Genomic DNA, 24,387 nt, shown 5'->3' on the forward strand with positions numbered 1-24,387 from the left:
GTGCGCCAGTACCGCCCGTTTGACCATGATCACCACAGTCGAATCATGCCACCAGCCAGGCACGACGCCTCACCCACTATCACGCACCAACTCGTTATTAGGGTCCCGCGCACCCATCCTGGGCGCAGCAGATCCCGGCCTGACCGGTCGCCGCTGTCCCCGGCTTTCGAGCCACGTCGGTGCTCGCCACCATGCTCACCCAGCCCCGGCTTGGCGACGGCGTCCCGGGCACCGCCCGCGTTGTCCGCGTCGACGTAGGTGACCTGCTCCTCGCCCGAGCGGCGGCCGAGCAGCACCGTGGGCAGCCCGGCGTCGGCGAGCATGTCGGGCAGCGGGTCCTCGGCGTGCACGGACATCAGCAGCACCCCGTCGACCCGGCCGCCGCGCGCGTACTCGACGAACCTGGTCCGCTCGGTGTCCGAGCGGACCAGGGTGAGCAGCAGCTGTACCGAGGTGTCCGCCAGCGCGTCGCCGACCGCGCGCACCACCTCCGAGAAGAACGGCTCCCCGAACTTGCGCCAGTCCTTCTCGGTGATCGCCAGCGCCACGGCGTCCGCGCGCCGCCCCGCCAGTGAACGGGCCGCCAGGTTGGGCACGTAGCCCAGCTCGGCGATGGCCTGCTGCACGGCACGCCGGGTCGACTCCTTTGGCGCGGTTCCACCTTGCGCACCCCGTGTCCCATTCTCCTTGACCGACCCGGCCCAGGCCGCGACGGTGCGGGAGGCGGTGAGGGCGGCAGGGTCAGGGCGGGGGTCAGCGGCGCAGGGTGAGGGGCAGCGCCTCCAAGCCGCGCAGCATCATCGTGTTGCGCCAGCGCAGGTCGCGCTCCTGGCAGGCCAGGGTCGTTCCGGGGAAGCGGGCGAGGAGCGCGGTGAGCGCGATCTCGGTCTCCAGCTTGCCGAGCAGGGCCCCGAGGCAGCGGTGGATGCCACCGCCGAAGGCGAGATGGCCGGCGTCCCGGCGGTCGAGGATGAGGCGGTCGGGGTCCTGGAAGCGCGCCGGGTCGCGGTTGGCCGCGCCGAGGGACAGCAGCACGAACTCGTCCTGCGGGATCTCCACCCCGCCGACGTCCACCGGCTCGGTGGTGAAGCGGGTGGTAGCCATACAGATGGGGGAGTCGTAGCGCAGGAACTCCTCGACGGCCCTGGGCATCCGGGTGAGATCGGCGCGCAGCCAGGCGGCCTGGCCGGGATCGCGCAGCAGCGCGAGGCAGGAGGTGCCCAGCAGGTTCACGGTGGTCTCATGCCCGCCGATCAGCAGCAGGGCGACCATGCCCACGATCTCGTCGTCCGTCAGCTCCCCGCGCTCGCGGGCCGCCAGCAGCTCGGTGAGCAGATCGGCGGGACGGTCATTGCGGCGGATACGCCGGTCGGCGATAGCCAGGACGTACGAGCCCATCTCCTGGACGGCTCGCCGGAACGCCGCGTGGTCGCCCTCCTGGGTGACGATGGCGGTCGACCACTTCCGGTAAAGGTCGCGGTCCTCGGGCGGGAAGCCGAGCAGTTCGCAGACGACGAGGATCGGCAGCGGGAAGGCGAAATCACGTACCAGGTCCACCGTGGCGGTGGTGGTGCGGGTCGTGGGGCGCGCGGCTGCCGCGTCCAGCCCGTCGAGGAGTTCGAGGGTGATGCGCTCGACCATCGGCCGCATCGCCTCGACCCGCTTGCGGCTGAACGCCGCCTGGACCACGCGGCGGAGGCGGGTGTGGTCGGGCGGATCGCTGCTGAGCATATGGCTGATCTCGGTGCCCAGGTTGACGCCCTCGACCCGGCTGTCGGCCAGGGCCTGGGCGCGCCGCACATCCTGCGCGAAGCGGCGGTCGAAGAGCGCGGCCCGGACATCGACGTAGCGCGGGATGATCCACAGCCGCAGGCCGCCGTCGCTGTGCAGCACGGAGACCGGGGCCGATTGCCGCATCCTGGCCAGGGTCGGGTACGGGTCGCTGAGGAACGTCGGCGGGTTTTGGCGCGGTTCCGTCGTCTCGGGCTTGTCCGGCCGGTGCTTCTCCGGCCGGGGACTGTTCGTCCGGGGTGCTGCCGTCGCTGCCGTAGCTGTGGTCATGATGCTTTCCTGTCCTCACCGGCACGGCCGGCGCCGCGGCGGGGTGCCGGGCGTGGCACCCCGCTACGGCGCTGCTTGGGCTCACTGCAGAGGCGACTTCTTCTCCGTGTTCTTCTTCGTGCGGGTGGTGCAGGCCCGCGCCGGGCCGTTCGGCCGGACCGGGACCGCCTTGTCCAGGGCGGCCTGGGTGTCCGGCGGAATGATGATCCCGCGCTCCCGCTCGGTGGCGCTGATGGGGTCGACGCGCAGTCCGTGACGCTTCATGGGGTTGACCTTTCTTCGGTGTGGTGGACGGGGTGGTGCGAGCCGGTCCGCCCGCTGTTGCGGCGGTCGGCGGTTCTGGGGGAGGCGCGCAGCGTGTCGTCGGCGTAGCGCACCATGGCGGCCCAAGCGGCGGTGTGTCCGGCTGGGTCACGGCCCACGTCGTGTCCGCCGCCGAGCCACCGGACGCGATGCGGGACGTCGCGGCGCCGCAGCGCGGCGAGATAGCGCTTGATCTGTTCCGGAGGGCACTTCTCGTCGTCCGCCGAGGCGGCGAGGAAGAGCGGGCCGCGTACGCGGCCCACATAGGTCATCGGGCAGGCCGCGCGATAGCGGTGTGGCACCTGCTCGGGGGTGCCGCCGAAGAGGCGGTCGTCGACCTCCCGCAGCGCTGGCGTCGTCGCCCGGTACGCCGCCGTGTAGTCGGCCACCGGGGCGACGGCCAGCCCCACGTCCCACAGCCGGGGCTGGACGCCCATCGCCAGCAACGTCAGATAGCCGCCCCAGGAGTAGCCGCACAGGCCGGTACGGCCCGGCTCCGAGACTCCCGCGTCGATGAGGTGGCCGCGCACCGCGGCGAGGTCTTCGAGCTGGGCGAGGCCGACCCGGTGGCCGAAGTCGTCCCGCCAGCGGGGGCCGTAGCCCGTCGAGCCGCGGTAGTTGGTGCGCACCACGGCGAATCCGGCCCGGACCAGGGCCTCGGTCCGGGCGTCATAGGCGTCCCGGTCGTGGGTGTGGGGCCCGCCGTGGACGAGGAAGACCGTCGGCCAGGGGCGGTGGCCCGCCCTGCGGCTGGGCGGGGTGGCCACAAAGCTGTGGATCTGCCCGTACGGCCGACGTGTCCACAACTCGCGGCGCCTGGATCCGGTCGTTCCGCCGGGCGCCGTGCCGCGTGACGCCGTCGTGGAGTGGCCGGAGTGGCCGGAGCGGTCGGGACGTTCCGGGGGTTCCGGGTGCTCCGCACTTTCCGAGCTTTCCGGGCTTTCCGGGTGGCAGATCAGTGGCCGGGGCGGTTCGCCGTCGCGGCTCCACAGGCAGTGGACCGTGCGGTCGGGTGCGCAGGAGAAGTCGATGATCGTGCCCTCGGGCGTGGGAAGCACCGTCGTCGTACCGCGGTCGAGGTCGGCGCGGAGCAGGCGGCTGCGTCCCGCCCGGTCCTGCTGGACCAGCGCCGTGCGGCCGGGCCCGTACCAGCAGGCGGTGATCTCCGTATCGAAGTCGAGGGCGGAGCCGGGACCGTGCGTACGGATCCCCTCGCCCTGCCGCCAGAAGGCCAGGGTGTAGCGGCCCGCGCGTTCGAGGACGAGCAGCAGTTCCGGCCGTGCGGTGGTGAGGTCCGGGCGGAAGCCCAGCGCCCACACCGCGCCGCCGTCGCCGTCCCCCGCTGCGCCGGGGATGGCGTCCACGAGGACGCCGGAGGCCGGTGACCACAGCCGGACCGCGGCCGGTCCGGCCGGGCACCCCGCGGTGGCCAGCAGTCGGCCGCCGGGGGCCAGGCCCACCACTGCCGCATAGCCGGGCTCCTCGGCCACCAGGCGGGCGCGCTCGCCAGGTCGGCCGAGGTAGTACCGCGAGCGGTCCGCGACCCCGACGCCGACGGCGGCGAGGCCGCTGCGGGGGTCGAAGGCCAGGCCGTGCATCCGCCCGGCGGGTACGCCGTCGAGCGCCGGGCGCGGGTGCCCACCCTCGAACGGCCCGCGCAGCCAGTGGCCTTGACCGCCGGGAGCGGCGTCGAACCACCACAGGCCGTGGCCGTCCGGCTCGATGGCGGCGGTCTCCACACCCAGCGGTGCGGTGGTCGCCTGGCGGCGCTGACCCGTCGTCAGATCCCAGGCCACGATCTGCGGGAGAGCGCCCACATACCGGGTCTCGACCGCTCGCCGTCCGTCGCGGGCGGCGAAGGACGGGACGTGCACCGCCGTGCCGATACCCCCGCTCATCGCCGTCCCTCCCTTCGTTGGTGTCCGCTTCCGCCGCCGGTGGCCTTGGCTGTGGTGGGCTCCGACGGCCATCACACTGCCGGACGGGCGGGCTGCGTGGCAGGGAAGAAAGCGCAGCGGCACCGGCAGTGAGCTACTGCCGGGCCTTCCCTGGCACCGGACGGTGGGCGGGCGACAGGGTGCGGGGGCGACCACATGGCCCGGACCCACCGAGGAGAAAGGGGCGACCCGATGACGATCGCGGCGACCCGGCCCGGCGCAGCCCCCGTCCCACCCGGCGGAGCGCCGAACGGCACACCGGGTGGCAGGCCGAGCCGTGCGCTGACGGCGGTCTATGTCGCGGGCGCGGTGACGGCGTTGGGCACCCAGATGACCATGCTCGCGCTGCCCTGGCTGGTGCTGGAGACCACCGGCTCGGCCACCCGGGCGGGCCTGGTCTTCGCGGCCCAGGTGCTGCCCATGGCGCTGCTCGGCTTCGCGGGCGGAGAGGTCATCCAGCGCCTGGGCGCCCGCCGGACCATGGTCGTCTCCGATCTCGCCCGCGCTCCGGTGGTGGCGCTGATCCCGCTGCTGCAGACCCTGGGTGCGCTCAATCTGGCCGTCCTCGTGGCGATCGTCGCGGCGCTCGGGGCGCTGGCCGTTCCGTACCACGCGGCACAGCGGGTGCTGGCGATGGAACTGCTGAGCCCGCACGCCCGCTCTCTGGCCCGCGCCAACAGCGCGCTGGAAGGTGTGCAGAACGGCTCGGCGTTCGCCGGACCGGCGCTCGCGGGCGCGCTGATCCCGCTGGTGGGGACCACATCGGTGGTGTGGCTGGACGCGGCCACGTTCGCCTTCTCCGGATTGCTGCTGCGCCGCGTCCCGGCAGGGGGTGGCGGGGCCGGAGGGTTCGCGGCCGGGCCCCGCGGCCTGTGGGCGGGGGTGCGGCATCTGTGCGGCGACTGGTTCCTGAGCCGGGCGATGCTGTCCACCGTGGTGTTCGGGCTGATGCTGCGGACCCTGATGATCACCATGCCGGTACTGGCGTTCGCCCGGTTCGAGGGGGACGCCAGGGTCGGCGGCCTGCTGATCGCCGCCCTGGGCGCCGGTGGCCTGGTGGGCTCGGTGGCCGCCTATGTGCTGGCGGCATGGGTCGCCCCCGTACGACTCGCCTGTACGGCCCTGGTCTGCGTCGCTCTGCCCCTGTGGACGCTCCTGGTGCCCGTGCCAGCCAGCGTGCTCGTCGTCGCCGTCGGCCTGTCATCGGCCGCCGCGCCCCTGGCGAACGCGCCGCTGATGGGCCTGCTCTCCGCCCGGCTGCCGGACAGCTTCGGGCCCAAGGTGTTGCAGGCCGTGGTCACGATCAGCACCCTGGCCGGGCCGCTGGGCTTCCTGGCCGCGGGCGCCGTGCTGGACCGGGCCGGTGTCGCGGCGACCCTGTGGGGCGTCGCCGCGCTCGCGACGTTCGGCAGCGGCAATCTGATCCTGGCCCTGCGCCGCCTCCAGGCCACCGGGGACCCGGACTGACCTGGTCTTCCGAGAAGACCCCGGTGGACGAGGGTCACGCGGCGGCGGAGTTCACCGGAAGTCCTCCTCGGGCGCTGTCACGTTGTTGGGCACGTGGGTATCTGACGTGGTGCCAGGGTGTGGCTGGCCCAGGCCTTCAGTCCTGGTTCAAGCTGCGGTGGGCTGGCCGACACCGCCGGTGATCTGGTCCCAGATCGCGAAGCGGGTGGTCATCTCGGTGCGGTGGTCGGGGGCGTTCATCAGGTGCCGGCGGGGGCGGAAGTGGGGCGAGATGCCGCTGAAGGCGGACAGGAACCGCTGGGCTGCGCCGACGCTGCGGAAGCCCTTCATCGCGCGTTCGCGTTGTCCGGTGGGCTGGTGGCTGTTCTCGGCCCGGTTGTTCAGGTGCTTCGACTGCCGGTGCTCGACGGAGGGTATGGCCTCGCGGTGGGCCGCGCCGTAGGAGCGGAGCTTGTCGGTGACGATCACCCTGGGCACCGTGCGGGTCTTTGTGAGAGGACGGCGGACGAAGCGTTTGGCCGCGGCCTTGTCCCGCCGCCTCTGCACGAGGATGTCGAGGACGTTCCCGTCCTGGTCGACGGTCCGCCACAGGTACCGCAACCGCCCATTGATTTTGATGAAGACCTCGTCCAGGTGCCACTTGTCCCCGGACTGAGGCTGCCGGCGGCGCAGCGCGCGTGCGTAGGCCGGCCCGAACTTGACGCACCAGCGGCGGATCGTCTCGTAGGAGACGACGATCCCACGCTCGAGCATCAGCTCCTCGACCTCACGGAAGCTGAGCGGGAAGCGGTGATACAGCCACACGCAGTGGGAGATGACCTCGACCGGGTACCGGTGACCTTTGTACGACGGCGGCGTGCTCTCCACGTACGGCTCCTCCAGCATGATCAACCCGAAGATCATTCCACGCCAACAGCCAACGTGACAGCGCCCTGGGAGGGCCTGCTTCACCGCATACCGCAGCCCCTGCGGCTGGGACGACCACGCCGAGTGCGTCGAGTCCGGCGAAGACCTGCCCGGCTTCAGGTGAGCGTCGTGAGGCGGGCAAGTGCCGCGTCGTAGCGTGCTTGGAGGGTCGCGTTCGGGGATACGCGCAGCAGCGCGCCGAGGGCTCGCACTGCGCCGTCCTCGTTGCCGGACGATTCCGCCTCTCGGGCCGCCATGTCTAGTTGGGCGATGCCCTTGGCCTCGTTGCCGAGCCCGAACAGGGCCTCTCCCCTCACGATGAGGAGCAGGATCCGAGGGATGTCGGCCGTGGCCGAACGGTCGTCGAAGGCCAGGGCCTCGGTCGCGGTGTCGAGGGCTTCGCGCCATCTGCCGGCGTCGGCCTGGTGGCGGGCGAGGTGCTGCATGGTCAGTCTCTCAAGGAGCCGGTCACCGGCCTTCCGCGCCAGCTCCACCGCCCGTTCGCATCCCTGCGCAGCGCCGTCCAGGCTGCCGAGCGACGCTTGTGCCATGGCCGAGGCGATCAGGGCGTTCGCCTCGGCGACTGTGTCGCCTGCCCACGAGGCGAGCGCGGAGGCGGCTTCCAGATGGGTGAGTGCCTCCGCGATGTGTCCTTCCTCGGTGAGTACCCAGCCGAGTACGTTCAGGACCCGCGCCTCGCCGTACTGGTCGGCGTCGGCTCGGGCCGCCTCGAGGCCCGTCCCCAGGAGCGGGGCCCAGCCGTCGCGCACACGCCACACCATCAGCGGCCACAGTGTCATGACGATGCGCCAGGTCCTGTCGTTCAGTCCGGCGGCGTGCGCCGCGGACACCGCCTGCGTGAGGTTGTTCCTCTCGGTCGTGTACCAGGCCACAGCGGCGGACCGGTCGGCGAACTTCCTTATGACGGCGGGCGGGAGGTAGTCCGTAGGGGGTGGGAAGCAGTCCTCGTTGCCGGGCTCGGCCGCAGCGACTGCCGCGAGGGCCGTGGCGATGTAGTAGTCGAGCACGCGCGTGAGCCCGTCAGGTCCGGTGTCCAGGCTGCGTGCGTAGAGCCGCACGAGGTCGTGCATCGTCCAACGGCCGGGCGCCGTCTCCGTGAGGAGGTGCGCGGCGGTCAGCCGCTCCAAGGACGCCTCGGCGGCGTCCGGGTCCGTGCCCGCCAGGGCCGCCGCCGCGTACCGGTCGACGTGCGTACCGGGGTGACTGCCGAGGTGGGCGAAGAGATCGGAGACGTCCTGGGGGAGCTGTTGAAGCGTCAGCCGTAGTGCTGCTCGTACGCCGGTGTCCTCCACGTCCAGCAGACTCAGCCGGCGGCTCTCGTCGGACAGCTCGGCGGTCATCGCGGCCAGCGACCAGGAGGGTCGTTGCGCCAGGCGGGCGGCAGCCACCCGCAGCGCGAGGGGCAGCCCGCCGCACAGCTCGGCCAGCCGTCGCGCGGCTGTCGGCTCTGCGAGCACCCGTTCCTCTCCGAGTACCTCCGCGAGGAGCATGGTGCCGTCCTGCGGATCGAACACGTCCACGGCGACGGGCCGGGCGGTGTCGGTGACGATGAGCCCTGACAGCCGGTTCCGGCTGGTGACGACGGTCACGCAGCGGCGACCGCTTGGAAGGAGTGGCCTGACCTGCCTGGAGTCCCGAGCGTTGTCGAGCACCACGAGGAGTCGGCGGTCGGCGGTGAGCGACCGGAACAGCGCGGCCGCGCCGTTCGCCGACTCCGGTATCCGGCCGTGCGGCACACCCAGCGCCGGCAGAAACTCGCGCAGCACCTCTACGAAGGTCGGCTCGCCCGTGTCGCCGAAGCCGCGTAGGTCGGCATAGAGCAGCCCGTCGGGATATCCGGCACGGCCGTGGTGGGCCCAGTGCAGCACGAGGGCCGTCTTTCCGACCCCGGCGGGCCCGACGACCAGACAGACGGGCGCCTCGCCTTCGGCAGCACGCGACAGAACGGCCAGTTCCGCCGCCCGCCCGTGAAAGCCGCGCGGCGCGCGCGGCAGCAGGTCGGGTGCATCGGTCGGCGCGACAGCATCCGGTACGGCGGCAGGTGGCGGGATGTCCGTCGCGGGGGCGCGGCGGTGACGGCCGAGGCTTGCGGTGTGCTCCAGCTGCCGGGCACCGTCCGCGTCCAGGCCCAGGGCTGCAGCCAGCGCCTGCACGGTGTGGCGCTGCGGCCCCCGGGAGCGTCCGCGCTCTATGTCCGACAGCGCCCGCACACTCACTCCCGCAGCAAGCGCCAGCTCCTCCTGGCTCAGCTCGGCCCCCGTGCGAAGACCACGCAAAAGTGTGCCGAAGCCGCCGGTGGCCGGTGTACCGGTGTCCATGTCTGGAAATCTCCTGGTCAGTGCGGCCCAGCCGGAAGATCGTACCTCTCCTGCGAAAGTATGCACGACATGACTTTTGCAGGTGAAAGGCACTGAGGCTCTTTCATCCTGAACAGCTCCAGGTCAGCAGTGTGGGGACGGCTTGGACGATGGTTCCGATATGACGGGTAGAGCACCTTGCGCGTCGTAGTAGCCGCCAGGACTTCAGCTGCGCAAAGGCGCGTTCTCCCGGAGCTCGGAGTCGGGCGTGGTCGCGGTTGAACTGCTGGTAGTGGGCGGGCTGTTCGCGGTGGTGGTAGTAGGGGGTGCGGACGGTGGCGTCGGCGCCCTGGTGGGCGCGGTCGGCGAGGATGAGGATCTGCCGGGTCGGACAGGCTTGGACGATGCCGTGGGCGTGGGCCGCGGTCAGGTCGTGGGTGCGGCCCGGCGTTGCGCGGGAGAACCAGAGCGGTGTGTCATCGGGCCGGGCGATGACCTGCACGTTCATGCCATGCTTCTTGTGTTTTTGCGAGTAGTACGGCTCGTCCGCGGCGATGCGGTCGATGGGATCAGGGTGCCGTCAACGATGACGTGGTCGCCCTCACCGAGCCCGGTGAGGGCTTCGTGCAGGCCGGGCGCCCAGGAGGCCAGTACGTCCAGGGCCTCGTCGACGTATCGCCAGGCGGTGGCCTGCGATACCGCGAACCCGGCGCCGAGCTGGGCGAACGTCTCGTTCTTGCGCAGATGGACCAGCGTGAGCAGCGCCTGCTTGAAAGCAGCCGAGCTTGCGCCAGCGGGTGTTGCGTGCGCGGCGGTGCTCGTACAGCAGCCAGGCGACATGCACGACGAGCTCATGCGGGATGTCGAGCGTGGCAGGACACGAACCCAACAGGGCCCTTTCGGTCGCCGGTGTGCTGAGTGGAATCACCACGCCGACGACGAGGGGCCCTGCCTCGTCAGTACACCCTCTGAACAGCCCATTTCACCCACCAGCACAGGATGAAAGAGCCTCAGTCAGTACGGCGAACTGAGCAACAGTGACGGTCGGGGAGTTGGCCGTGCCCGCAGAATGCAGGGCTTCACTGCCGCCCTCGCGTCAGGCCCGGAGCGAACCTCTCACCGGCCTGGAGCCGGATCTTCTCCCGAAACGCCCGACGCTCAGCGGTCAGGCCCCGCCCTCCGGATAACGCATACCGCAGGGATCATGAAACGTCACTCCCCGACGACAACCCGAAAACCTTCGTAGGAAGTCCCTGTCTTGGGAGACTCCTTAAAATCGTCGTTGGCGGAGCAACGGATCAGGATGGCGGGTGGAGGACAGCCGTGTCTGTTGGAGGAGCCGGCCAGACGATGAGTAGGTGGTCCTCCACGGGTGTGAGGCTCGTCCTGTCGCGCAGCCTCTGGCGCCCTCGCGTGTCCACACGAAGCCTGTACCAGGCAGACCCTGCTGGGCTGAGGGAACGCGTCACGTTGGCGTTGGGGCCAAGTTCTAACGACTCGACTTTGAGGTCGCCAGCAGGGGCGTGCACGCTGACCTCCTCCCAGGCGTTCTCCCACAGTTTCACGATCGCCGGGTACTTCCTGCCCCAGGCATCGGCGAACTCAGCGAACCGGTCCAGGGCGGCTTCCTCGGTCGGTGCCGTGTAGACCGGCTTGAGGAGCCTGGCCATCTTGTCCCAGTCCTGGCGGGCGGCATAACAGGACGAGTTCCGCAGCAGATGGACAACGCACGTCTGCACGATCGTGCGGGGCCAGACCGTTTCCACTGCCTCGGGCAGCCCTTTGAACCCGTCGCAGACCAGCATCAGTACATCTTTGACACCACGGTTTTTGATCTCGGTGAGGCGTTGTCACGCTGTTGGGCACCTGGGTCTCTGATGGCGCGTCGGAACGTGGCGTAGGTCGGGTTTCGGGCCGGTGCTCAGGCCTCGGCAGGCAGGTCAGCGGCGCCGGTGATCTGGTCCCAGACGGCGAAGCGGACGGTCGTCTCGGCGCGGTAGTCGGTGGTGGTCATCAGGTGGCAGTAGGGCCGGAAGTGGGGTGAGATGCTGCTGAACGCGGACAGGAACCGCTGCGCCCCGCCGACCGAACGGAAAGCCCTTCATCGCGCGTTCGCGTTGTTCGGTGGGCTGGTGGCTGTTCTGCGCCCGGTTGTTCAGGTACTTCGACTGCCAATGCTCGACGGAGGGCATGACCTCGCGGTGGGCGGCGCCGTATAAACGGAGTTCGTCGGTGACGACCACTCGCGCGACCGCACGCGTCCTGTTCATCAGGCGGCGGAAGAAACACCTGGCCGCGGCCGTCCGGCGGCTCTGCACGAGGACGTCCAGGACGTTGCCGCTGGCGTCGACGGCCCGCCAAAGGTACTTCAGCTTCCCGTTGATCCTGACGGACACCTCGTCCAGATGCCATTTATCCCCGGGCCGCGGTCGGCGCCGGCGCAGTCCGTTCGCATAGGCCTGGCCGAACTCGGCGCGCCATCGGCGGACCGTCTCATGGGAGACGATGACGCCGCGCTGGAGCATCAGCTCCTCCACTTCGCGGAAGCTGAGCGGGAAGCGGAAGTACAGCCACACGCAGTGGGAGATCACCCCGGCCGGGTACCGGTGCCCCTTGTACTACGGCGGCATGCTGTCCACGGACGGTCCCTCCCAGCATGACCAGTCAGAAGATCGTCCCACCCGGTCAGTGAACGTGACAGTACCCCTCCCGATATGGGGCTCACGCCCGACCGGGGGCCACGGGCGGCGGAACGTCGTGGCCCGCTGGCGCTCGATCCCCCGGCGGTTTCGCTGGAGGATCGCACGACGTTCAGCGTTCGATGGTCCACCGTTGGCCTTCGGAGCTGTCGCAGGTCCACACTCCGAGCTTCTTGTAGTCCTCGTGGTAGGTCAGGCAGTCCTGATCGCTGATCCTGACCTGGTAGGCGCCGTCCGCAAGGGGGTTGACCTCCCACTTCTGGTTGAAGCTTGCCTTCCAGGTGTCGATCTGGGCGAAGTAGGTGCTCATGTTCCCGGTGAGGACGGGGCCGTGACCGTTGACGATCTCATAGCGCCCGCCACCCGCGTCCTTGAACGTCCATGTGCCGTTCGTGCCACCCAGCTTGCCCGCGACCACCGACGAGCCGGACGAGCCGTTCGTCGCAACTGCTCCAAGGTCGTTGACGGCCCTCAGCCGCACGGGCACACCGACCGGCGGACGGTCGGTTCCGGAAGGCGTCGTGGGTGCGCTGTCGGCGCGGAAGCCGGGGCGAGGACCGGGGTGGGCGGGTACGCCGGGGATGAGAGGGATGTCACCGGGACCGGGGGTCTCCCCCTTGGGCACTCCGGGGCCCGCCGGCTCGATCGTGGGGTGGAAGTTCACGGTGGATCCGTTGCGGTCCCACAGGCCGTAGAAGCCCCAGTTGATCCAGCCGCCGTCGCCCTGGTTGGTGAAGCTGCCGCCGCCGGAGAAGACCCATATGTGGTAGGTCTGGTCCTCCCGCGAGGTTGCGTCGTTGTAGTCGATGTCGCCCTGGAACACGACATCCCGGAGATTCTCTGTGTAGTGGTTGACGAACCACGGGTCCCCGAAGGCATTCTTACCCTTGACGTCGAAGATCATGATGTTGTAGTTGCCGCCGGTGTGGTTCGTCAGCATCTCGAGCAGGCCTTTGACGAAGCCCTCCCGGGCCAACTTCTTCTGCTCGCCGCTCTGCTTGGCCGCGATGATGCACCACGACAGCGTGCCGCTCCCGAACGACCCCGGCGCCACCGTGTCCGCCGCGTTGCAGTTCTCCACGGGCACGTCGACGGAACCATCCGCCTGGGCGGGCTGCGCCAGGCCCCCGACCATCAGGGCGCTCACGCATGCGGCGGCCGCCACGGCAGTGACCTTGGGCATTTTCACTTACAGGCTCCTGGGGGTGAACTGAGAGATCGACGATCTCATCTTCGACTTCTGCTTCAACGTCCTGCTGATGATCCACTCACGTACGCGACGAGGGGTCGCTACCGCCGCGACGCCGCTTCAGGGACCGGCCCTGGTCTTGTCGGGCACTCCGTCGACCGCACCACAGACACTGCGGCGAAACGGGGTGCCCGCCGGCTTTGCGGCGGAGCACGAACGCCACGACGAACGACAACGCCGTGAGAAACGGCCCAGTGGCCATCCCGCGTCCTGCGCCCTGAGCGGGTGTCCGCCGATGTCAGTGAGGTGTTCTCACCATGAACAGTTCCAGGCCAGCGGGGACGTACGGCTCGGCGCCGGTGACGCCCCGTCGGCTGCATGCCGTCAGGGCCGGTACCGCTCGTCCGCGACGGTCACGGGCAGAACTGGCCGCCCGGTTCGACGGCGCAGCTCACCCGCCAATCGGTCCACGAGCCGCTGGGGTAGCGAACCCTGAACCAGCGGTTGTCGTCCTTGCCGGTAGCCCACATGAAGATGAGCGAGTCGCTGGTCTTCTGCTGAGGGTCGACGTCAACGCGGCTCTTGACCCACCCGCCCAGGGACTCCCACCCGTTCCAGGAGCCGTCGGGGTAGGTCCAGTTCGTCCACACCGCGTGATCGGCACCGACGACGAACTCCTCCTTCGTCCCGTTGGCGAGTTTCGTGGTCGAGACGCCGTACTCACAGAAGTACTTCTGCCCCTTGGTGGTGCAGTAAGTCGCCGCCTGCGCCGGCGCCGCCGCGACCCCCACCCCCGCCAAGGCGGCCAGAGCCGCGACCACCGCGAGGGCACCCTTGAATCTGCGCATGTCCATGCTCCTTTACCTGCCGAGTGGCGTGATCGTGCCGGGGAAGGACCGTGTCGGGGAAAGGGGGAGAACCAGCGCCCCGATGCCCGACCCGACAAGTCGATCACGGGCGAGCGGGCGCAGACCAGGCAGAACTACCGGCAGAAGTAGCCTCCTTCCCCTTCGAGCCGAACCGAGCGCAGGTGCCGATGGGGGAGAACTCTCCCTCTTCAGATTGTCCTGTGACAGAGAACCTGGACCGATTGCCATCGGAGTTGGACCGCTGTGAAGGCAGCATCCAACAGTGCAGGCTTTTGTGAATTCAGCCATCCATGTACTGTCGTAAGGGTGCTGACTCTCGCTGCTGACATCGAGGTGCTGGCGCGGTTCGGCCGCGCCCTCGCCGCCCCGATCCGCTGCCGGATCCTCCTTGCCCTGCGTGAGGCCCCGGCGCACCCCGCCGACTTGGCCGAGGCCCTGGAGATCTCCCGGACCCGGCTGTCGAACCACCTGGCGTGCCTGCGCGACTGCGGCCTCGTCGTCGCGGTGCCGGTGGGCCGGCGTACTCGCTACGAGCTCGCCGACGAACGTCTCGGGCACGCGCTGGACGATCTGCGCACCGCCGTGGTCGCCGTTGAAGCCGACAAGACGTGTGTCGACGCGGACGAGAAGGACTGCTGCTGATGACCGCGGAGATACCCATCGGCACAGGTCCCTCCCCGGCCCGCCGCGACGTCCTCGCCAAGCGGATACGGCTGCTGGTCGCAGCCACCATCACGTACAACGTGATCGAGGCGATCGTCGCCATCACCGCCGGGACGATCGCCTCCTCCACCGCGCTGATCGGCTTCGGGCTCGACTCGATCATCGAGGTCTCCTCCGCCGCCGCGGTCGCCTGGCAGTTCTCCGCCTCCGACCACGCCGTCCGCGAGGCACGTGAGCAGTGCACCCTGCGGATCATCGCGGTGTCGTTCTTCGCGCTCGCCGCGTACGTCACCGTCGACGCCGTCCGCGCTCTGGCCGGCACCGGCGAGGCCGAACGCTCCATTCCCGGCATCGTCATCGCCGCCCTCTCGCTGACGATCATGCCGTTCCTGTCCGCCGTCCAGCGCAAGGCCGGCCGCGAACTCGGCTCCGCCAGCGCGGTCGCCGACTCCAAGCAGACACTCCTGTGCACGTACCTGTCCGCCGTGCTCCTGGCCGGCCTGGTCCTCAACGCCACCCTCGGCTGGTCCTGGGCCGACCCCATCGCCGCCATCGCCATCGCCGCCATCGCCATCAAGGAAGGCCGCGACGCCTGGCGAGGCAAGGGCTGCTGTGCGACCCCGGCCGCAGCGGTACTCCCAGCTGGTGCCGAGCAGAGCGACGCATGCAGTTGCCGACCTGGCTGCGACTGCTGCGGCTGAACAGTATCCACCGAACGCAGCAGGCCCCGGTGAGCGCGCGGCCGGGACCCGCTGCCGCCCAGGAGTTCTGGCACGAACCGGCCGGCGATCCAACTTCGATGGCAACCGGTCCAAGTTCCCTGTCACCGGACACAGATTGATCATGATGCGGTCACGGCGGAGAGGTTCTTCAAGGCTGGCGTCACACGAGAGCCGAAGACCGCACCTGTAGAAGGTGAACGGTGGGATGGGCCCGCCCCACCTTCCAGGAGCACCCTGTGGCGAGCACCGCAGACGAGCCCGAGCAGCACCTTGACCGGACCGGAGAGGCCCCCTCCGTGGACCCCTCCATCACCCCCCGCGCCCCGTCACCACGGACCGGACGTTTCCGCAGGTCAGATAGGGCGGACAGGGGGTCGTCGCAGGTCCCACAACCCTCATGTATCTAGGAAGCCAAAGCACAGGAGGACTTCGACCGAGCCTCGACCCCGGGAGCTCCTGCAAGCACTGGGGATCTTCCAGAGAGCTACGTCTGACCAGCTGTGGAAGCTGACCCGTCCGGGCAACCAGCACGACAAGCTCGTGCGGGACAACCTCCTGGACCTGGAGGACCACCAGCTGATGAGGATCGAGTCGGTACGGGAGGACCAGCGGCAGGTGTGGGTGCTGACCAAGCGAGGCCACGGCGAGGCGAAGAAGCTGCTGGAGTCGAAGGGCATACGAGTCTCGGCGCTGCGCGAGGAGAAGTACGACCCGGTTCACCGGGGAGCTGCTCGGCACCAGCTACGACGACCACGCCGCGCCGGTCACCTCGACGGCCGCCGAACTCCACCGTGCCGGGATCGGTCACCGGCTCGGCTTCCAGACGGAGATCGGGCACCGGCTCGCAGACGGCTTCGTGCAGCGGGCGGACCTGGTGGTGCGGGCACCGACGGCGGGGGTGCCGGTGTTGCTGCTGGAGATCGACCGCCGCACCGAGGATACGCACGACCTGGTTACCAAGCTGCGCCGGTACTGGGAGTGGGGCCGGCTGCTGCCACGGGACGCGGACAAGCACACTGTGGACCTGGTCCGCTCCCGGCCGGACGCGATCGAGCACGTCGACCACGAGAAGCGGCTATGGCGGCGGGTCTACCCGCCGACCGGCCGGGAGGGCCTGGTGCCAGTGGCGTTCGTGTTCGCGGACACCACCGAGGCGAAAGTCGCCAACACGGTCGCCGTGCTGGAGGAGGCCGGCCGCCGCTACTGGGCTCCGCGCCGGTACCGGAACCTCTACCGCGAGGCAATCACGGCGAAGGACTACAGCCAGGCGGTGCCCGTCGTCGTCACCACCCTGGAGCAGCTCCAGGAGGAGCACGGCGCGGACGCGGCGGTGTGGCGGCGGCTGGGACGGGAGGGCGAGCAGACGCTGACGGCCGCGCTCGACAACCCCGACGGCGATGCCCTCTTCCGCGAGCAGGAGGCCCGCGCCGACGCGGAGGACAAGCGGCGCCGTGCCGCTGAGCGGGGGACGGAGCGCCCCGTGTGCAAGCGGTGCGGGCGGAAGTTCACCGACCAGCGCTGGGAGGAGACCACCGCGCACAGGACTGCCTGGAAGGCCGGGGACGTGTCCGTGTGCGGCGACTGCCACGCCAGCGACGTCGCCCGCGAGGAAGCCGCCGCCGAAGCCGCTCGTCCCCAGGCCGCCATGCCACCAGAGCCGGAACACGACCACGACCAGGAGCCGGGCAAGCTCCGCAGCCTGTTCCGTCGCAGCGGCTGACCCCACAGCGCGCCGCCGCCCCTCCCGCCGTCAGCTGGCCACGACGTCGCGTAGTTCCCGAACAGCGCGCTCGCGGTGGTGCTGGGCGGGGATCGCCTCATACAGGTCCAGGGCGCGGCGGCGGACCAGGCCGGTGCGGTAGTCGACGGGCAGCGCTGTCAGGGCGGCGACCGTACGGCGGCACGCCTGCTCGGTGTCGCCGTCGTGGTGGGAGCAGGCGGCGGCGTCGATGTTCAGCAGGGTGCGCGTCATGGTGCTGGTCGGCGCGGACAGCTCCATGGCGCGCTGCTGGCTGACGTGGGCGAGGCGGGTGTCCCCGAGTGTGGTGAACGCGTGGCTGAGGTGGACGTGGTGCTTCTGCTCGCCGTACGTCAGCCAGGTGTCCGACCGCTCGTCTTCGGGGAGCCGGTCCATGAGGGCGTCGGCGGCCTCGAGCGCGGCGCGGGCCTGCTCGCTCTGGTGGTTGAGGGCGTAGGCGCGGGCGGCGACCGCGGCCGCCAGCGTCGCTGCGGCGGTCGGCCGGTGCCCGGCGGCGTGGCGGGCCCGTTCGGCGAGGCCGGCCGCCGCTTTCGGGGCGCCGTAGTTGAGCGGGACCATCGCCTCACGGGCGAGGACCCAGGCGTGCAGCTGGACGTCGCCGGATTCAGCGGCGGCCCGGGCGGCCGTGGCGAACCAGGCGCGAGATTCCTTACGGCTGCCCAGGTCGTGTAAGACGATCGCGGTCATCCCGGCCATCTGCCCGGCCGTGCGGCACAACCTGGCCCGGACCGGTGCGGGCTGCGGAACGGCGAGCAGTGGGCGCAGAGTCGTGAAGTCGGTGACCAGGTCGGCCAGAACGCGGGTGGGCTGCTGGCCGTGGTAGCCGTACCCATAGCTCTCGGCTGCCGCTTCCAGGTCAGCCAAGTCCTGGGGCATGTCGGGGGAGAGGGTCTGGTCGACGTCGGTCCGGGCGGCGGTGAGGGTGGCGAGGGCCGGAGCGGTCAGGCCGGCGGCCAGTGCGCCGCGCAGCAGGTTGCGGCGTTTCATGGGGTCATCTCCATGGTGGGACTTTGTGCTGTGGGCGGCGGTGTCCTCCCAGGGTTGCGCAGCGAGCCGCAGTAGGGCACCGGGAATGCGCAGTCCGCCGGAGATTCGCTCGACAGGTGCCAGCGCGGTGACAGTTGCGGTGCCCCGGGCGATCTGGCTGACGCGCTCGGATTTGAGTGCGCACGCCTCCGCGATCCGGTTATAGGAGATCCCCGCGTCGTGGGCCATCGTGAACACCGTGGTGAAGTCCCGCTTGTACAGAGCTCGGACGAACGTGGGGTCGGCCAGCAGAGCCGAGATGACCTGCTCCGCCTCCGCGAAAGCGCTGGTCCGGACGTGCGGCCGTACGGCTTCCTGCACACGCTGCTCTTCGTCGCGCTCGGTCATCACGCCGCCCCTTCCATGGCCGCCCACTCCACTCCGAGTTTGGCGAGTGCGTTGTCCAGGAGCAGTGTTTGTGATCGCGGGTGCTCTGGCCTGGGTTGATCAGTTTGGTGTGTGGTTATGGTCAGACGGTGCTGGTGCTTCGGTAGCCGTGGCGAGCGTGGAAGCTGGTCCTGGGCTGTGGGTCTGACCTGCAGGTTTGTCAGGTAGCGGGCCGTGGTGATCAGGTCGTGTCATCTCTACTGCGCTCGGTGCATTTCCGCCGATCGTTGGTATGCGGCGGTGCTTGGAGGAGCGGCCCGCTTTTGGGGGGCCGGGACATGGCCAGCGGGCTTGGGGTTGGGCATGTGACCTGGCAGGTCAGTGGTTCGTTATGCCGAGGCGACGCGGCGTGGGCCTGGTGCACGTACGGCGGGCAGGTCGTCTCTGTCCTGGTCGCCGGTGAGTACGTCGGCTGGCAGGCGACGGTAGTGGTGCAGCAGAGCGGCTACCTGCTCGGGTTCGACGTCTACGGCGGCGACGAGGGCGGCTAGGAGTTCTGCGCGGGAGGTGCGTTCGCCGGCTGCGGCAGCTGCGCGGACCAGGATGTTCAGCCTACGGTCGACGTCCTCGGGCCAGAGCACCGAGGTCTGGCGTCGTCGCTGCTGGTGCAGCAACTCCATAGCGCTCCCTCGGTGACAGGCGACATATACCGAATATATATTGCGGCTCATGGTGACGCTGCTGCAAGACCGTCAGGTTCCTCCGCGAGACGGCTCGGTGCCGGCAACGGTGCGGATAGGCGGGCGGGAACTTCAGCCGACACCGGTGTTCGATACCTACTGGCGTTTCGCCTCGGCCCGGCAGGCTGTGTATGAGGCTCGTCTGGCCGGGCGGACCCAGCCGTGGACTGATGATCCGATTCTGGCTGGGCACCGGTTCACGAACTGTTACCGCGCCGCCGACCGGGTGAGTCAGGCTGTGATCAGCGACGTGATCTACCAGGGCCCGCAGGAGTGGGAGGAGGTGTTCTTCCGCACCCTGCTGTTCAAGATCTTCAACAAGGAGTCCACCTGGGAGCTGCTGTCCCGCGAGGTGGGGGACGTGCGCTGGGAGACGTACGACTACGGAGCCTACGACCGGGTGCTGTCAGCCGCGTTCGCCAAGGGGGAGCGCTTGTACTCGGCTGCCTACATCGTGCCCCCGCCGCAGCTGGGGGAGGAGCGCAAGCACCGCAACCACCTGCGGCTGCTGGAGATGATGATGACCTCCGGCGCGCCCGAGCGCGTCGTTGGGGCGGCCACGATGCGCGAGGCCTACGAGGTGCTCCTCGGTTACCCGGCGCTCGGCCCTTTCCTCGCCTATCAGTTCATCATTGATCTCAACTACGCCCCGCACCTTGGATTCTCGGAGATGGACTTCGTTGTGCCAGGCCCTGGTGCGCGTGACGGCATCCGCAAGTGCTTCGGTCCTGCTGCCGACGGCATTGAGGCCGATGTCATCCGCTACATGGCCGACTCCCAGCAGGAGCATTTCAACCGCCTGCGGCTGCCCTTCGCCGGGCTGAAGGGACGACGGCCCCTGCAGCTGATCGACTGCCAGAACCTATTCTGCGAGGTCGACAAGTACGCGCGGGTGGCCCACCCGGACGTCGCCGGTATCAGTGGTCGCAGCCGTATCAAGCAGGCGTACCGGCAGGACGGAACACCGCTGCGGGCCTGGTTCCCGCCCAAGTGGGGCCTGAATTAGGCGTCGGCTGCTCGCTGTGCCGGATCAGGCGCCAAGACGAACAGCGGTGTGGTGAGAGAGTGTTGGAGGGCGCCGAGTTCGGACTTGGTGCAGTCCAGGCGGGCGCATCCGGCCATGACGGTCAGTGTTCCCGGCGTGAGCTGGGCGTGGCGGGCGACCCAGGCGCACAGGTGGCCCAGGGCGAGGTAGTTGCCGTAGGCGCGGTCGAACATGTAGTGGCTGCGGTAGTAGGCGGCCAGGTGCACGGTGTCGGTGGCGCTGTCGAGCTGGAAGGAGCAGTGGCTCAGGCAGGGAAAGTCCAGCGTCTGGGTGTCCAGGGCCGCGGCCCTGATGACGGCCTCGGTCTCCGCCGTGGTCTGCGGCGGTTCTTCTTCCCATGCCTTGTCCTCGTCCGTGACATGGGCCGTGCCGGCCTCGTAGACGGCGCTCCACTTCGCCGAGGAGCGCAGCTTGTCCAGGCGCCGGATGACGCGGGCGAGCTGGTCGACCGGTTCCGGCTTCTCGGCGGTGCCCGGGTAGGCGATGAGCCGTCCGAAATAGGTGCCGTGGGCGTTGCGCCTGACCTCGCGCAGCCGCGGATAGAAGGCGCGGTAGCGGTCGGTGAGCTCGTCGTGGGTGGTGCACGTGGCGGCGAGCTGGGCGGGGAAGAGCGTGTTGACGACCGTGTCGATGGGGTAGAGCGGCGGCTTGGTGCGGGCGGAACGCAGCCGGTCCAATTCGGCGCGCAGATGCGGGTTTTCCTGCAGAGGGTTCGCAATGCGCACCACGGTGTGGAAGGCCCTTTTGCCTGGCATCTCGGACAGGCGGGAGCAGGCCTCCAGCCATGCACGGGAGACGTCCGGGGCGTCGACGGTGAACGTGTGCATAGGCTCGCTCCTTGATCGGCGGGGTGGGCGGGCGCCGTGCGGTGGTGCGGGCCGTCAGGCCCAGAAGTGGTTGGACCCTTCGCGGCCGGGGGTGCGCCGCAGGTCCACGCGGAACAGTTCTGTGCTGCCGGTGCTGGCGGCCACGGTGCTGTCCACCGCCAGCTCCTGCGTCACCCACGCCGCACGGCCTTGTTCTGGTGCGGGTACCGAGTCCCGGAACGAGAGCTGGCCGGCGGTGTCCGGCGGGGTGCTGGTCAAGCCTGCGGGCAGATGGTCGTAGCGCGCCCCGGGGACGGTGAGCAGCAGGCAGTCGCCGGCGGTCACGTGCAGGGTGGCGGCGTACGCGGCGGGCGTGAGTACGTGGATGTGTGCCTGCGGTCCGAGCGGCAGGCCACCGGCGAGTTCCGCTTTGAGGACGCCGGGGGAGTGCTTTAGCCACACGGCCTCGGTGGGCCGGTCGATCATCTTCAGCCGCACCAGATGGCGCACGGTGGTGGCGTAGGGGGTGCCCAGCCAGCGGACCATCCGGTACACGTCCAGCGGGGACTCGGGGCGAGCGAGGCCGCAGCGGGCCAGGGCGACACGGGCGGCGGGGCGGGGCATCAGGAACCAGGAGGCGAAGGCCTCGGCCTCCCGCTCGTGCTGCGGCCATCCCTCGCCCCACCGGCCCGACGACTGCTCTTGGTGATCGATGCTGGTGCCGTGGCCCATGCGGTGGTGGCCCAGCTCGTGAGCGGCGGTGTGCCGCATGCTCACCTCCTCCAGACCGGTGTTGACCAGGCACCCCGGAACGCCCTGGCTGCCGTCGATGTACAGCCCCAGCAGGCCGCCCAGCTTCTGCCCCATGACCTCCACGCCTGCTCGGCGCAGCGCGCCGAACACGTCGACGTAGTCGTCGACTGCGGCGGCGAGCGTCTCGTGGGCCTGTGCCGCCGCGATCATCGCGGCGCCGTGGGCACTGTTCCAGCTCACGCACCGCCCTCCGGCCCTTGAGGCGGGTGCAAGTCGCTCGCCTCCTCTTCCTCTGCTTGGCGGCGGGCCTGCAGATACTGGATGAACTTCGCCACCTCGATGCGGTCGCCCTCGCTCAGCGGCCGTGCGGTCCGCGGCAGTCCAGCGAGCGCGTGTTCCCCGGCGTCGGCTGCCTCCTCCTCGTCGAGGAAGTAGGACGCCGGCAGCCGGTACAGGCGGGCGAACTTCTGCAGCTCCATCACCTCCACCTTGCGCACACCGCGCTCGATGTCGCTGACCGCCGAACGGACGATGCCGGTGCGCTCGGCGACCTGCTGCTGGGACAGTCCCAGGTACTCGCGGGTGGCCTTCAGCCGCTGCCCCAGCCGGGCCCGCTGGTCGGTGTCGGTATCGATGTGGGACGGCGCCTTGCCGCTCATTGCTCGTGCTCCTTCGCCTGCATGGTGTCGTACACGGTCTCGGCGAACGCCCACACCGAACGCAGGGAGCGTCCGGCCTCGGCGTCGGCCGGGACGGACACCTCGAAATGCTGCTCGATGCGCGCCAGTATCTCCATGATCAGCACCGAGTCGACCGGCAAGTCCTGCCCACGGGCGGCCAGTTCCTCGTACACGTCGTGGCTTGGCCTGTCCTGGTGCTCAGCCAGGAAATCGATCACGATGTCCACGATCTCCTGGACGCTGTGCGACGGCATGCTCTGCTAACGGCCCTTTCGCTCAACTCCGGGACAGGCGGCCCGGCCTGACCTACTGTAGAGTAATGTCGGGAAATCCGACAGACTTGTTGGAAGATCCTTCATGGGAGTGCGTGTGCATCTGGCCCGCTATCAGCAAGCAGCCCTCAAGACCCTGCAGCCCGCTGCCGAAGGCACCGACCCGGTTCTGATCCCCCTGCTCGGACTCGTCGGCGAGACCGGCTCCGTGGCAACCGCCTACAAAAAACGCCTGCGTGATGGCGCCGACGCCGGCCCGTCCAAACAGCAGCTACGCGAGGAGCTCGGCGACGTCCTGTGGTACACCGCCACCCTGGCCCATCTCCTCGGCCTCGACCTCGAAGACATCGCCGCCGCCAGCCTGGAAAAGGCCAAAGACCGCTGGCGCGCCACCCCCGACGACCAACGCCCCCGCTTCGACGCCGACTACCCTCCTCACGAACAACTGCCCCGACAGACCACCGTCACCTTCAGCCCCACTCTCCAGCCCGACGGCCGCACCGTCATCGCCCTCACCCGCGAAGACGGCACTCCGGCCGGCGACCCTCTCACCAGCGCCAGCCACATCGAGGACGATTACCGCTTCCACGACGCCTTCCACCTCGCCCACGCCGCCGTCCTGGGCTGGTCACCCGTCAGCCGCTTCCTCCTCGGCTGCAAACGCCGCAGCCGCCCCGGCATCGACGAAGCCGAAGACGGCGGCCGCGCCATCGCCATCGAGGAGGGCATCAGCGCCCTGGTCTTCTCCTACGCCAGCCGTCACCACTACTTCGAAAACGTCCGCCACGTCGACCACGAACTGCTCATCACCATCGACCACATGACCGCCCACCTCGAAGTCAGCGTGCTGCGCGCCGCCGACTGGGAGAAAGCGATCATGACCGGCTACGCCGCCTGGCGGCAGCTACGCAAGCATGGCGGCGGCCGCCTCGAGCTGGACCTCGACGCTCAGACACTGACTTTCATCGAACCCTGAGGGCGCCCCCAGGGCGGCCGACGCATGCCAGCGCCACTGCAGGCCGCCTGTTCGTCTATGCGGACTCCGGTGACTGGCTGGCACCGTCTGGGTTAGCGGGGGGGGGAGTGCTCCTGGTGGTGGGTCGGGTGGTGGCTGGGGGGTGGCGGCGGGGGCTGTGGCTTGCCGGTAGCTGATGATGGCTTGGATTCTTTTTTCGGGGTCTGTTATCTGGTCGAGTGTGGCTGCGAATTTCTCATCGACCAGGGTTCCTTTTCGTTGTCGTGAGTGTTCGAGGATCAGGCTGGTGAGGGGGACGGCGAGGTATGCCGCGATGACGATGACTCCGACGGCCCACCAGGGTGCGCCGCCCAGGGCGCCGGCGAGGACGGCGGGGAGTCCGGCCAGAAGGCCGGCGATGGGGCCGAGGGAGGACGAGTTCATCGCGCGTGGATGCCCTTCCAGCACGTGACGGCTGGGCCGCCTCATGCCTGAACGAGCCGTGCGGGCACGGCTGGGACGGGGAGAGGCGGCACAGGTTGCCGTGATGTGAGGGCATACCAAGGGCCGGCGCCGCCGTAGGGCGGGCCGGTGGTGTTCTGCGGCAGGCCTGTCAGCCCCTTGGGGGACCGGTTCGCTGGTCCCGCGGGGTGTTTTAGAGGGTTTGTTCGGCGGTTTTAGCGGAGTTTTTCTTTGGCTTTTTGGGCAGGGTGGGCTACATCCAGTAGCCCACAAAAAGAAGGCTGATAAAGCCCTTAAGCCAGTTCATTAACCTTTTCCGCGCCGCCTTTCTCTTACACGTCGGCCTCGTGCATCCTCTTGCGGGCACGCCAGACCTGCTCACCAGTATCGGTCATCGCAGCGCCTTCTGGGGCCTGTTCGGCCAAATC

At 69.5% G+C, this 24,387-nt stretch carries 19 protein-coding genes and 4 pseudogenes; 7 read left to right on the forward strand and 16 right to left on the reverse strand.

Annotated features, from left to right (window positions below; genetic code table 11):
* Positions 1-215: 215 nt before the first annotated feature.
* From ACF07S_RS32700 to ACF07S_RS32715, 4 genes and pseudogenes are all read right to left on the reverse strand, one after another.
* Positions 216-644: pseudogene (locus tag ACF07S_RS32700) on the reverse strand (LacI family transcriptional regulator); the annotation flags it as partial.
* A 109-nt stretch (positions 645-753) separates the two neighbouring features.
* Positions 754-2,061 (reverse strand): cytochrome P450, encoded by a 1,308-nt coding sequence (locus ACF07S_RS32705; protein WP_391967389.1) that lies wholly within the window; start codon positions 2,059-2,061, stop codon positions 754-756.
* Positions 2,062-2,142: 81 nt separating this feature from the next.
* Positions 2,143-2,325: a hypothetical protein gene (locus ACF07S_RS32710; RefSeq protein ID WP_391967388.1), complete on the reverse strand. Its 183-nt coding sequence runs from the start codon at positions 2,323-2,325 to the stop codon at positions 2,143-2,145.
* Positions 2,322-4,262, reverse strand: a complete 1,941-nt coding sequence (locus ACF07S_RS32715) for an alpha/beta hydrolase family protein (RefSeq protein ID WP_391975853.1) — start codon at positions 4,260-4,262, stop codon at positions 2,322-2,324. The genes ACF07S_RS32710 and ACF07S_RS32715 overlap by 4 nt, the downstream gene beginning before the upstream one ends.
* A 231-nt stretch (positions 4,263-4,493) precedes the next feature.
* Here ACF07S_RS32715 and ACF07S_RS32720 point away from each other — a divergent pair, with 231 nt between their 5' ends.
* Entirely contained in the window at positions 4,494-5,768 is a 1,275-nt protein-coding gene (locus tag ACF07S_RS32720) for an MFS transporter (RefSeq protein WP_391975854.1), read from the forward strand.
* 147 nt (positions 5,769-5,915) lie between these two features.
* Here the strand turns inward: ACF07S_RS32720 and ACF07S_RS32725 are convergent, their stop codons facing one another.
* From ACF07S_RS32725 to ACF07S_RS32755, 7 genes and pseudogenes are all read right to left on the reverse strand, one after another.
* Complete coding sequence (locus ACF07S_RS32725) at positions 5,916-6,653, reverse strand: IS6 family transposase (protein WP_391975875.1); 738 nt, start codon at positions 6,651-6,653, stop codon at positions 5,916-5,918.
* Between the two features lie 137 nt (positions 6,654-6,790).
* Positions 6,791-9,013, reverse strand: coding sequence for a helix-turn-helix domain-containing protein (locus tag ACF07S_RS32730; RefSeq protein ID WP_391975855.1), 2,223 nt, complete (start codon positions 9,011-9,013; stop codon positions 6,791-6,793).
* A gap of 103 nt (positions 9,014-9,116) precedes the next feature.
* Positions 9,117-9,923, reverse strand: a pseudogene (locus ACF07S_RS32735) (transposase family protein).
* Positions 9,924-10,527: 604 nt separating this feature from the next.
* Positions 10,528-10,842 (reverse strand): annotated as a pseudogene (locus ACF07S_RS32740) (transposase); the annotation flags it as partial.
* A gap of 71 nt (positions 10,843-10,913) precedes the next feature.
* Positions 10,914-11,583, reverse strand: a pseudogene (locus tag ACF07S_RS32745) (IS6 family transposase).
* Positions 11,584-11,803: 220 nt separating this feature from the next.
* Complete coding sequence (locus tag ACF07S_RS32750) at positions 11,804-12,874, reverse strand: RICIN domain-containing protein (protein WP_391975856.1); 1,071 nt, start codon at positions 12,872-12,874, stop codon at positions 11,804-11,806.
* A 419-nt stretch (positions 12,875-13,293) separates the two neighbouring features.
* Positions 13,294-13,728 (reverse strand): hypothetical protein, encoded by a 435-nt coding sequence (locus tag ACF07S_RS32755; RefSeq protein WP_391967402.1) that lies wholly within the window; start codon positions 13,726-13,728, stop codon positions 13,294-13,296.
* Positions 13,729-14,055: 327 nt separating this feature from the next.
* Here ACF07S_RS32755 and ACF07S_RS32760 point away from each other — a divergent pair, with 327 nt between their 5' ends.
* The 3 genes from ACF07S_RS32760 (at position 14,056) to ACF07S_RS32770 (ending at position 16,854) form a co-directional block, all read left to right on the forward strand.
* Complete coding sequence (locus ACF07S_RS32760; RefSeq protein ID WP_391967403.1) at positions 14,056-14,391, forward strand: ArsR/SmtB family transcription factor; 336 nt, start codon at positions 14,056-14,058, stop codon at positions 14,389-14,391.
* Entirely contained in the window at positions 14,391-15,113 is a 723-nt protein-coding gene (locus ACF07S_RS32765) for a cation transporter (RefSeq protein WP_391975857.1), read from the forward strand. The genes ACF07S_RS32760 and ACF07S_RS32765 overlap by 1 nt, the downstream gene beginning before the upstream one ends.
* An 877-nt stretch (positions 15,114-15,990) precedes the next feature.
* A complete protein-coding gene (locus ACF07S_RS32770) occupies positions 15,991-16,854 on the forward strand; it encodes a hypothetical protein (RefSeq protein ID WP_391975858.1) in 864 nt (287 codons plus the stop codon).
* Between the two features lie 30 nt (positions 16,855-16,884).
* On the opposite strand, the gene ACF07S_RS32775 is transcribed toward ACF07S_RS32770, so the two are convergent.
* Positions 16,885-18,267, reverse strand: coding sequence for a hypothetical protein (locus ACF07S_RS32775; protein ID WP_391975859.1), 1,383 nt, complete (start codon positions 18,265-18,267; stop codon positions 16,885-16,887).
* A 344-nt stretch (positions 18,268-18,611) separates the two neighbouring features.
* On the opposite strand from ACF07S_RS32775, the gene ACF07S_RS32780 reads away from it, so the two are divergent.
* Positions 18,612-18,797 carry a hypothetical protein gene (locus ACF07S_RS32780; protein ID WP_391975860.1) on the forward strand — a complete coding sequence of 62 codons (186 nt, stop codon included), beginning with the start codon at positions 18,612-18,614 and terminating at the stop codon, positions 18,795-18,797.
* Between the two features lie 178 nt (positions 18,798-18,975).
* Complete coding sequence (locus tag ACF07S_RS32785; RefSeq protein WP_391975861.1) at positions 18,976-19,992, forward strand: nucleotide kinase domain-containing protein; 1,017 nt, start codon at positions 18,976-18,978, stop codon at positions 19,990-19,992.
* On the opposite strand, the gene ACF07S_RS32790 is transcribed toward ACF07S_RS32785, so the two are convergent.
* From ACF07S_RS32790 to ACF07S_RS32805, 4 genes are read right to left on the reverse strand one after another with little or no spacing between them, the layout of a single operon-like run.
* Positions 19,989-20,858: a hypothetical protein gene (locus tag ACF07S_RS32790; RefSeq protein WP_391975862.1), complete on the reverse strand. Its 870-nt coding sequence runs from the start codon at positions 20,856-20,858 to the stop codon at positions 19,989-19,991. The genes ACF07S_RS32785 and ACF07S_RS32790 overlap by 4 nt on opposite strands.
* A 54-nt stretch (positions 20,859-20,912) precedes the next feature.
* Positions 20,913-21,830, reverse strand: a complete 918-nt coding sequence (locus tag ACF07S_RS32795) for an ImmA/IrrE family metallo-endopeptidase (RefSeq protein WP_391975863.1) — start codon at positions 21,828-21,830, stop codon at positions 20,913-20,915.
* On the reverse strand, positions 21,827-22,249 hold the full coding sequence (locus ACF07S_RS32800; RefSeq protein ID WP_391975864.1) for a helix-turn-helix domain-containing protein: 423 nt from the start codon (positions 22,247-22,249) through the stop codon (positions 21,827-21,829). The genes ACF07S_RS32795 and ACF07S_RS32800 overlap by 4 nt, the downstream gene beginning before the upstream one ends.
* Positions 22,246-22,524: a phosphopantetheine-binding protein gene (locus ACF07S_RS32805; RefSeq protein ID WP_391975865.1), complete on the reverse strand. Its 279-nt coding sequence runs from the start codon at positions 22,522-22,524 to the stop codon at positions 22,246-22,248. Before ACF07S_RS32805 ends, ACF07S_RS32800 begins: the two co-directional genes overlap by 4 nt.
* A 115-nt stretch (positions 22,525-22,639) precedes the next feature.
* On the opposite strand from ACF07S_RS32805, the gene ACF07S_RS32810 reads away from it, so the two are divergent.
* Positions 22,640-23,518, forward strand: a complete 879-nt coding sequence (locus tag ACF07S_RS32810; RefSeq protein ID WP_391975866.1) for a nucleoside triphosphate pyrophosphohydrolase family protein — start codon at positions 22,640-22,642, stop codon at positions 23,516-23,518.
* Positions 23,519-24,387 lie beyond the last annotated feature (869 nt).

This window comes from Streptomyces sp. NPDC016640 (assembly GCF_043076215.1).
Classification (GTDB): Bacteria; Actinomycetota; Actinomycetes; order Streptomycetales; family Streptomycetaceae; genus Streptomyces.

What these genes read in the sequence shown, in the direction of transcription:
- ACF07S_RS32705 (WP_391967389.1), bottom strand. Translation starts at nt 2,061, where the DNA reads ATGACCACAGCTACGGCAGCGACGGCAGCACCCCGGACGAACAGTCCC.
- ACF07S_RS32710 (WP_391967388.1), bottom strand. Translation starts at nt 2,325, where the DNA reads ATGAAGCGTCACGGACTGCGCGTCGACCCCATCAGCGCCACCGAGCGG.
- ACF07S_RS32715 (WP_391975853.1), bottom strand. Translation starts at nt 4,262, where the DNA reads ATGAGCGGGGGTATCGGCACGGCGGTGCACGTCCCGTCCTTCGCCGCC.
- ACF07S_RS32720 (WP_391975854.1), top strand. Translation starts at nt 4,494, where the DNA reads ATGACGATCGCGGCGACCCGGCCCGGCGCAGCCCCCGTCCCACCCGGC.
- ACF07S_RS32725 (WP_391975875.1), bottom strand. Translation starts at nt 6,653, where the DNA reads ATGCTGGAGGAGCCGTACGTGGAGAGCACGCCGCCGTCGTACAAAGGT.
- ACF07S_RS32730 (WP_391975855.1), bottom strand. Translation starts at nt 9,013, where the DNA reads ATGGACACCGGTACACCGGCCACCGGCGGCTTCGGCACACTTTTGCGT.
- ACF07S_RS32750 (WP_391975856.1), bottom strand. Translation starts at nt 12,874, where the DNA reads ATGCCCAAGGTCACTGCCGTGGCGGCCGCCGCATGCGTGAGCGCCCTG.
- ACF07S_RS32755 (WP_391967402.1), bottom strand. Translation starts at nt 13,728, where the DNA reads ATGCGCAGATTCAAGGGTGCCCTCGCGGTGGTCGCGGCTCTGGCCGCC.
- ACF07S_RS32765 (WP_391975857.1), top strand. Translation starts at nt 14,391, where the DNA reads ATGACCGCGGAGATACCCATCGGCACAGGTCCCTCCCCGGCCCGCCGC.
- ACF07S_RS32775 (WP_391975859.1), bottom strand. Translation starts at nt 18,267, where the DNA reads ATGACCGAGCGCGACGAAGAGCAGCGTGTGCAGGAAGCCGTACGGCCG.
- ACF07S_RS32785 (WP_391975861.1), top strand. Translation starts at nt 18,976, where the DNA reads ATGGTGACGCTGCTGCAAGACCGTCAGGTTCCTCCGCGAGACGGCTCG.
- ACF07S_RS32790 (WP_391975862.1), bottom strand. Translation starts at nt 20,858, where the DNA reads ATGCACACGTTCACCGTCGACGCCCCGGACGTCTCCCGTGCATGGCTG.
- ACF07S_RS32800 (WP_391975864.1), bottom strand. Translation starts at nt 22,249, where the DNA reads ATGAGCGGCAAGGCGCCGTCCCACATCGATACCGACACCGACCAGCGG.
- ACF07S_RS32805 (WP_391975865.1), bottom strand. Translation starts at nt 22,524, where the DNA reads ATGCCGTCGCACAGCGTCCAGGAGATCGTGGACATCGTGATCGATTTC.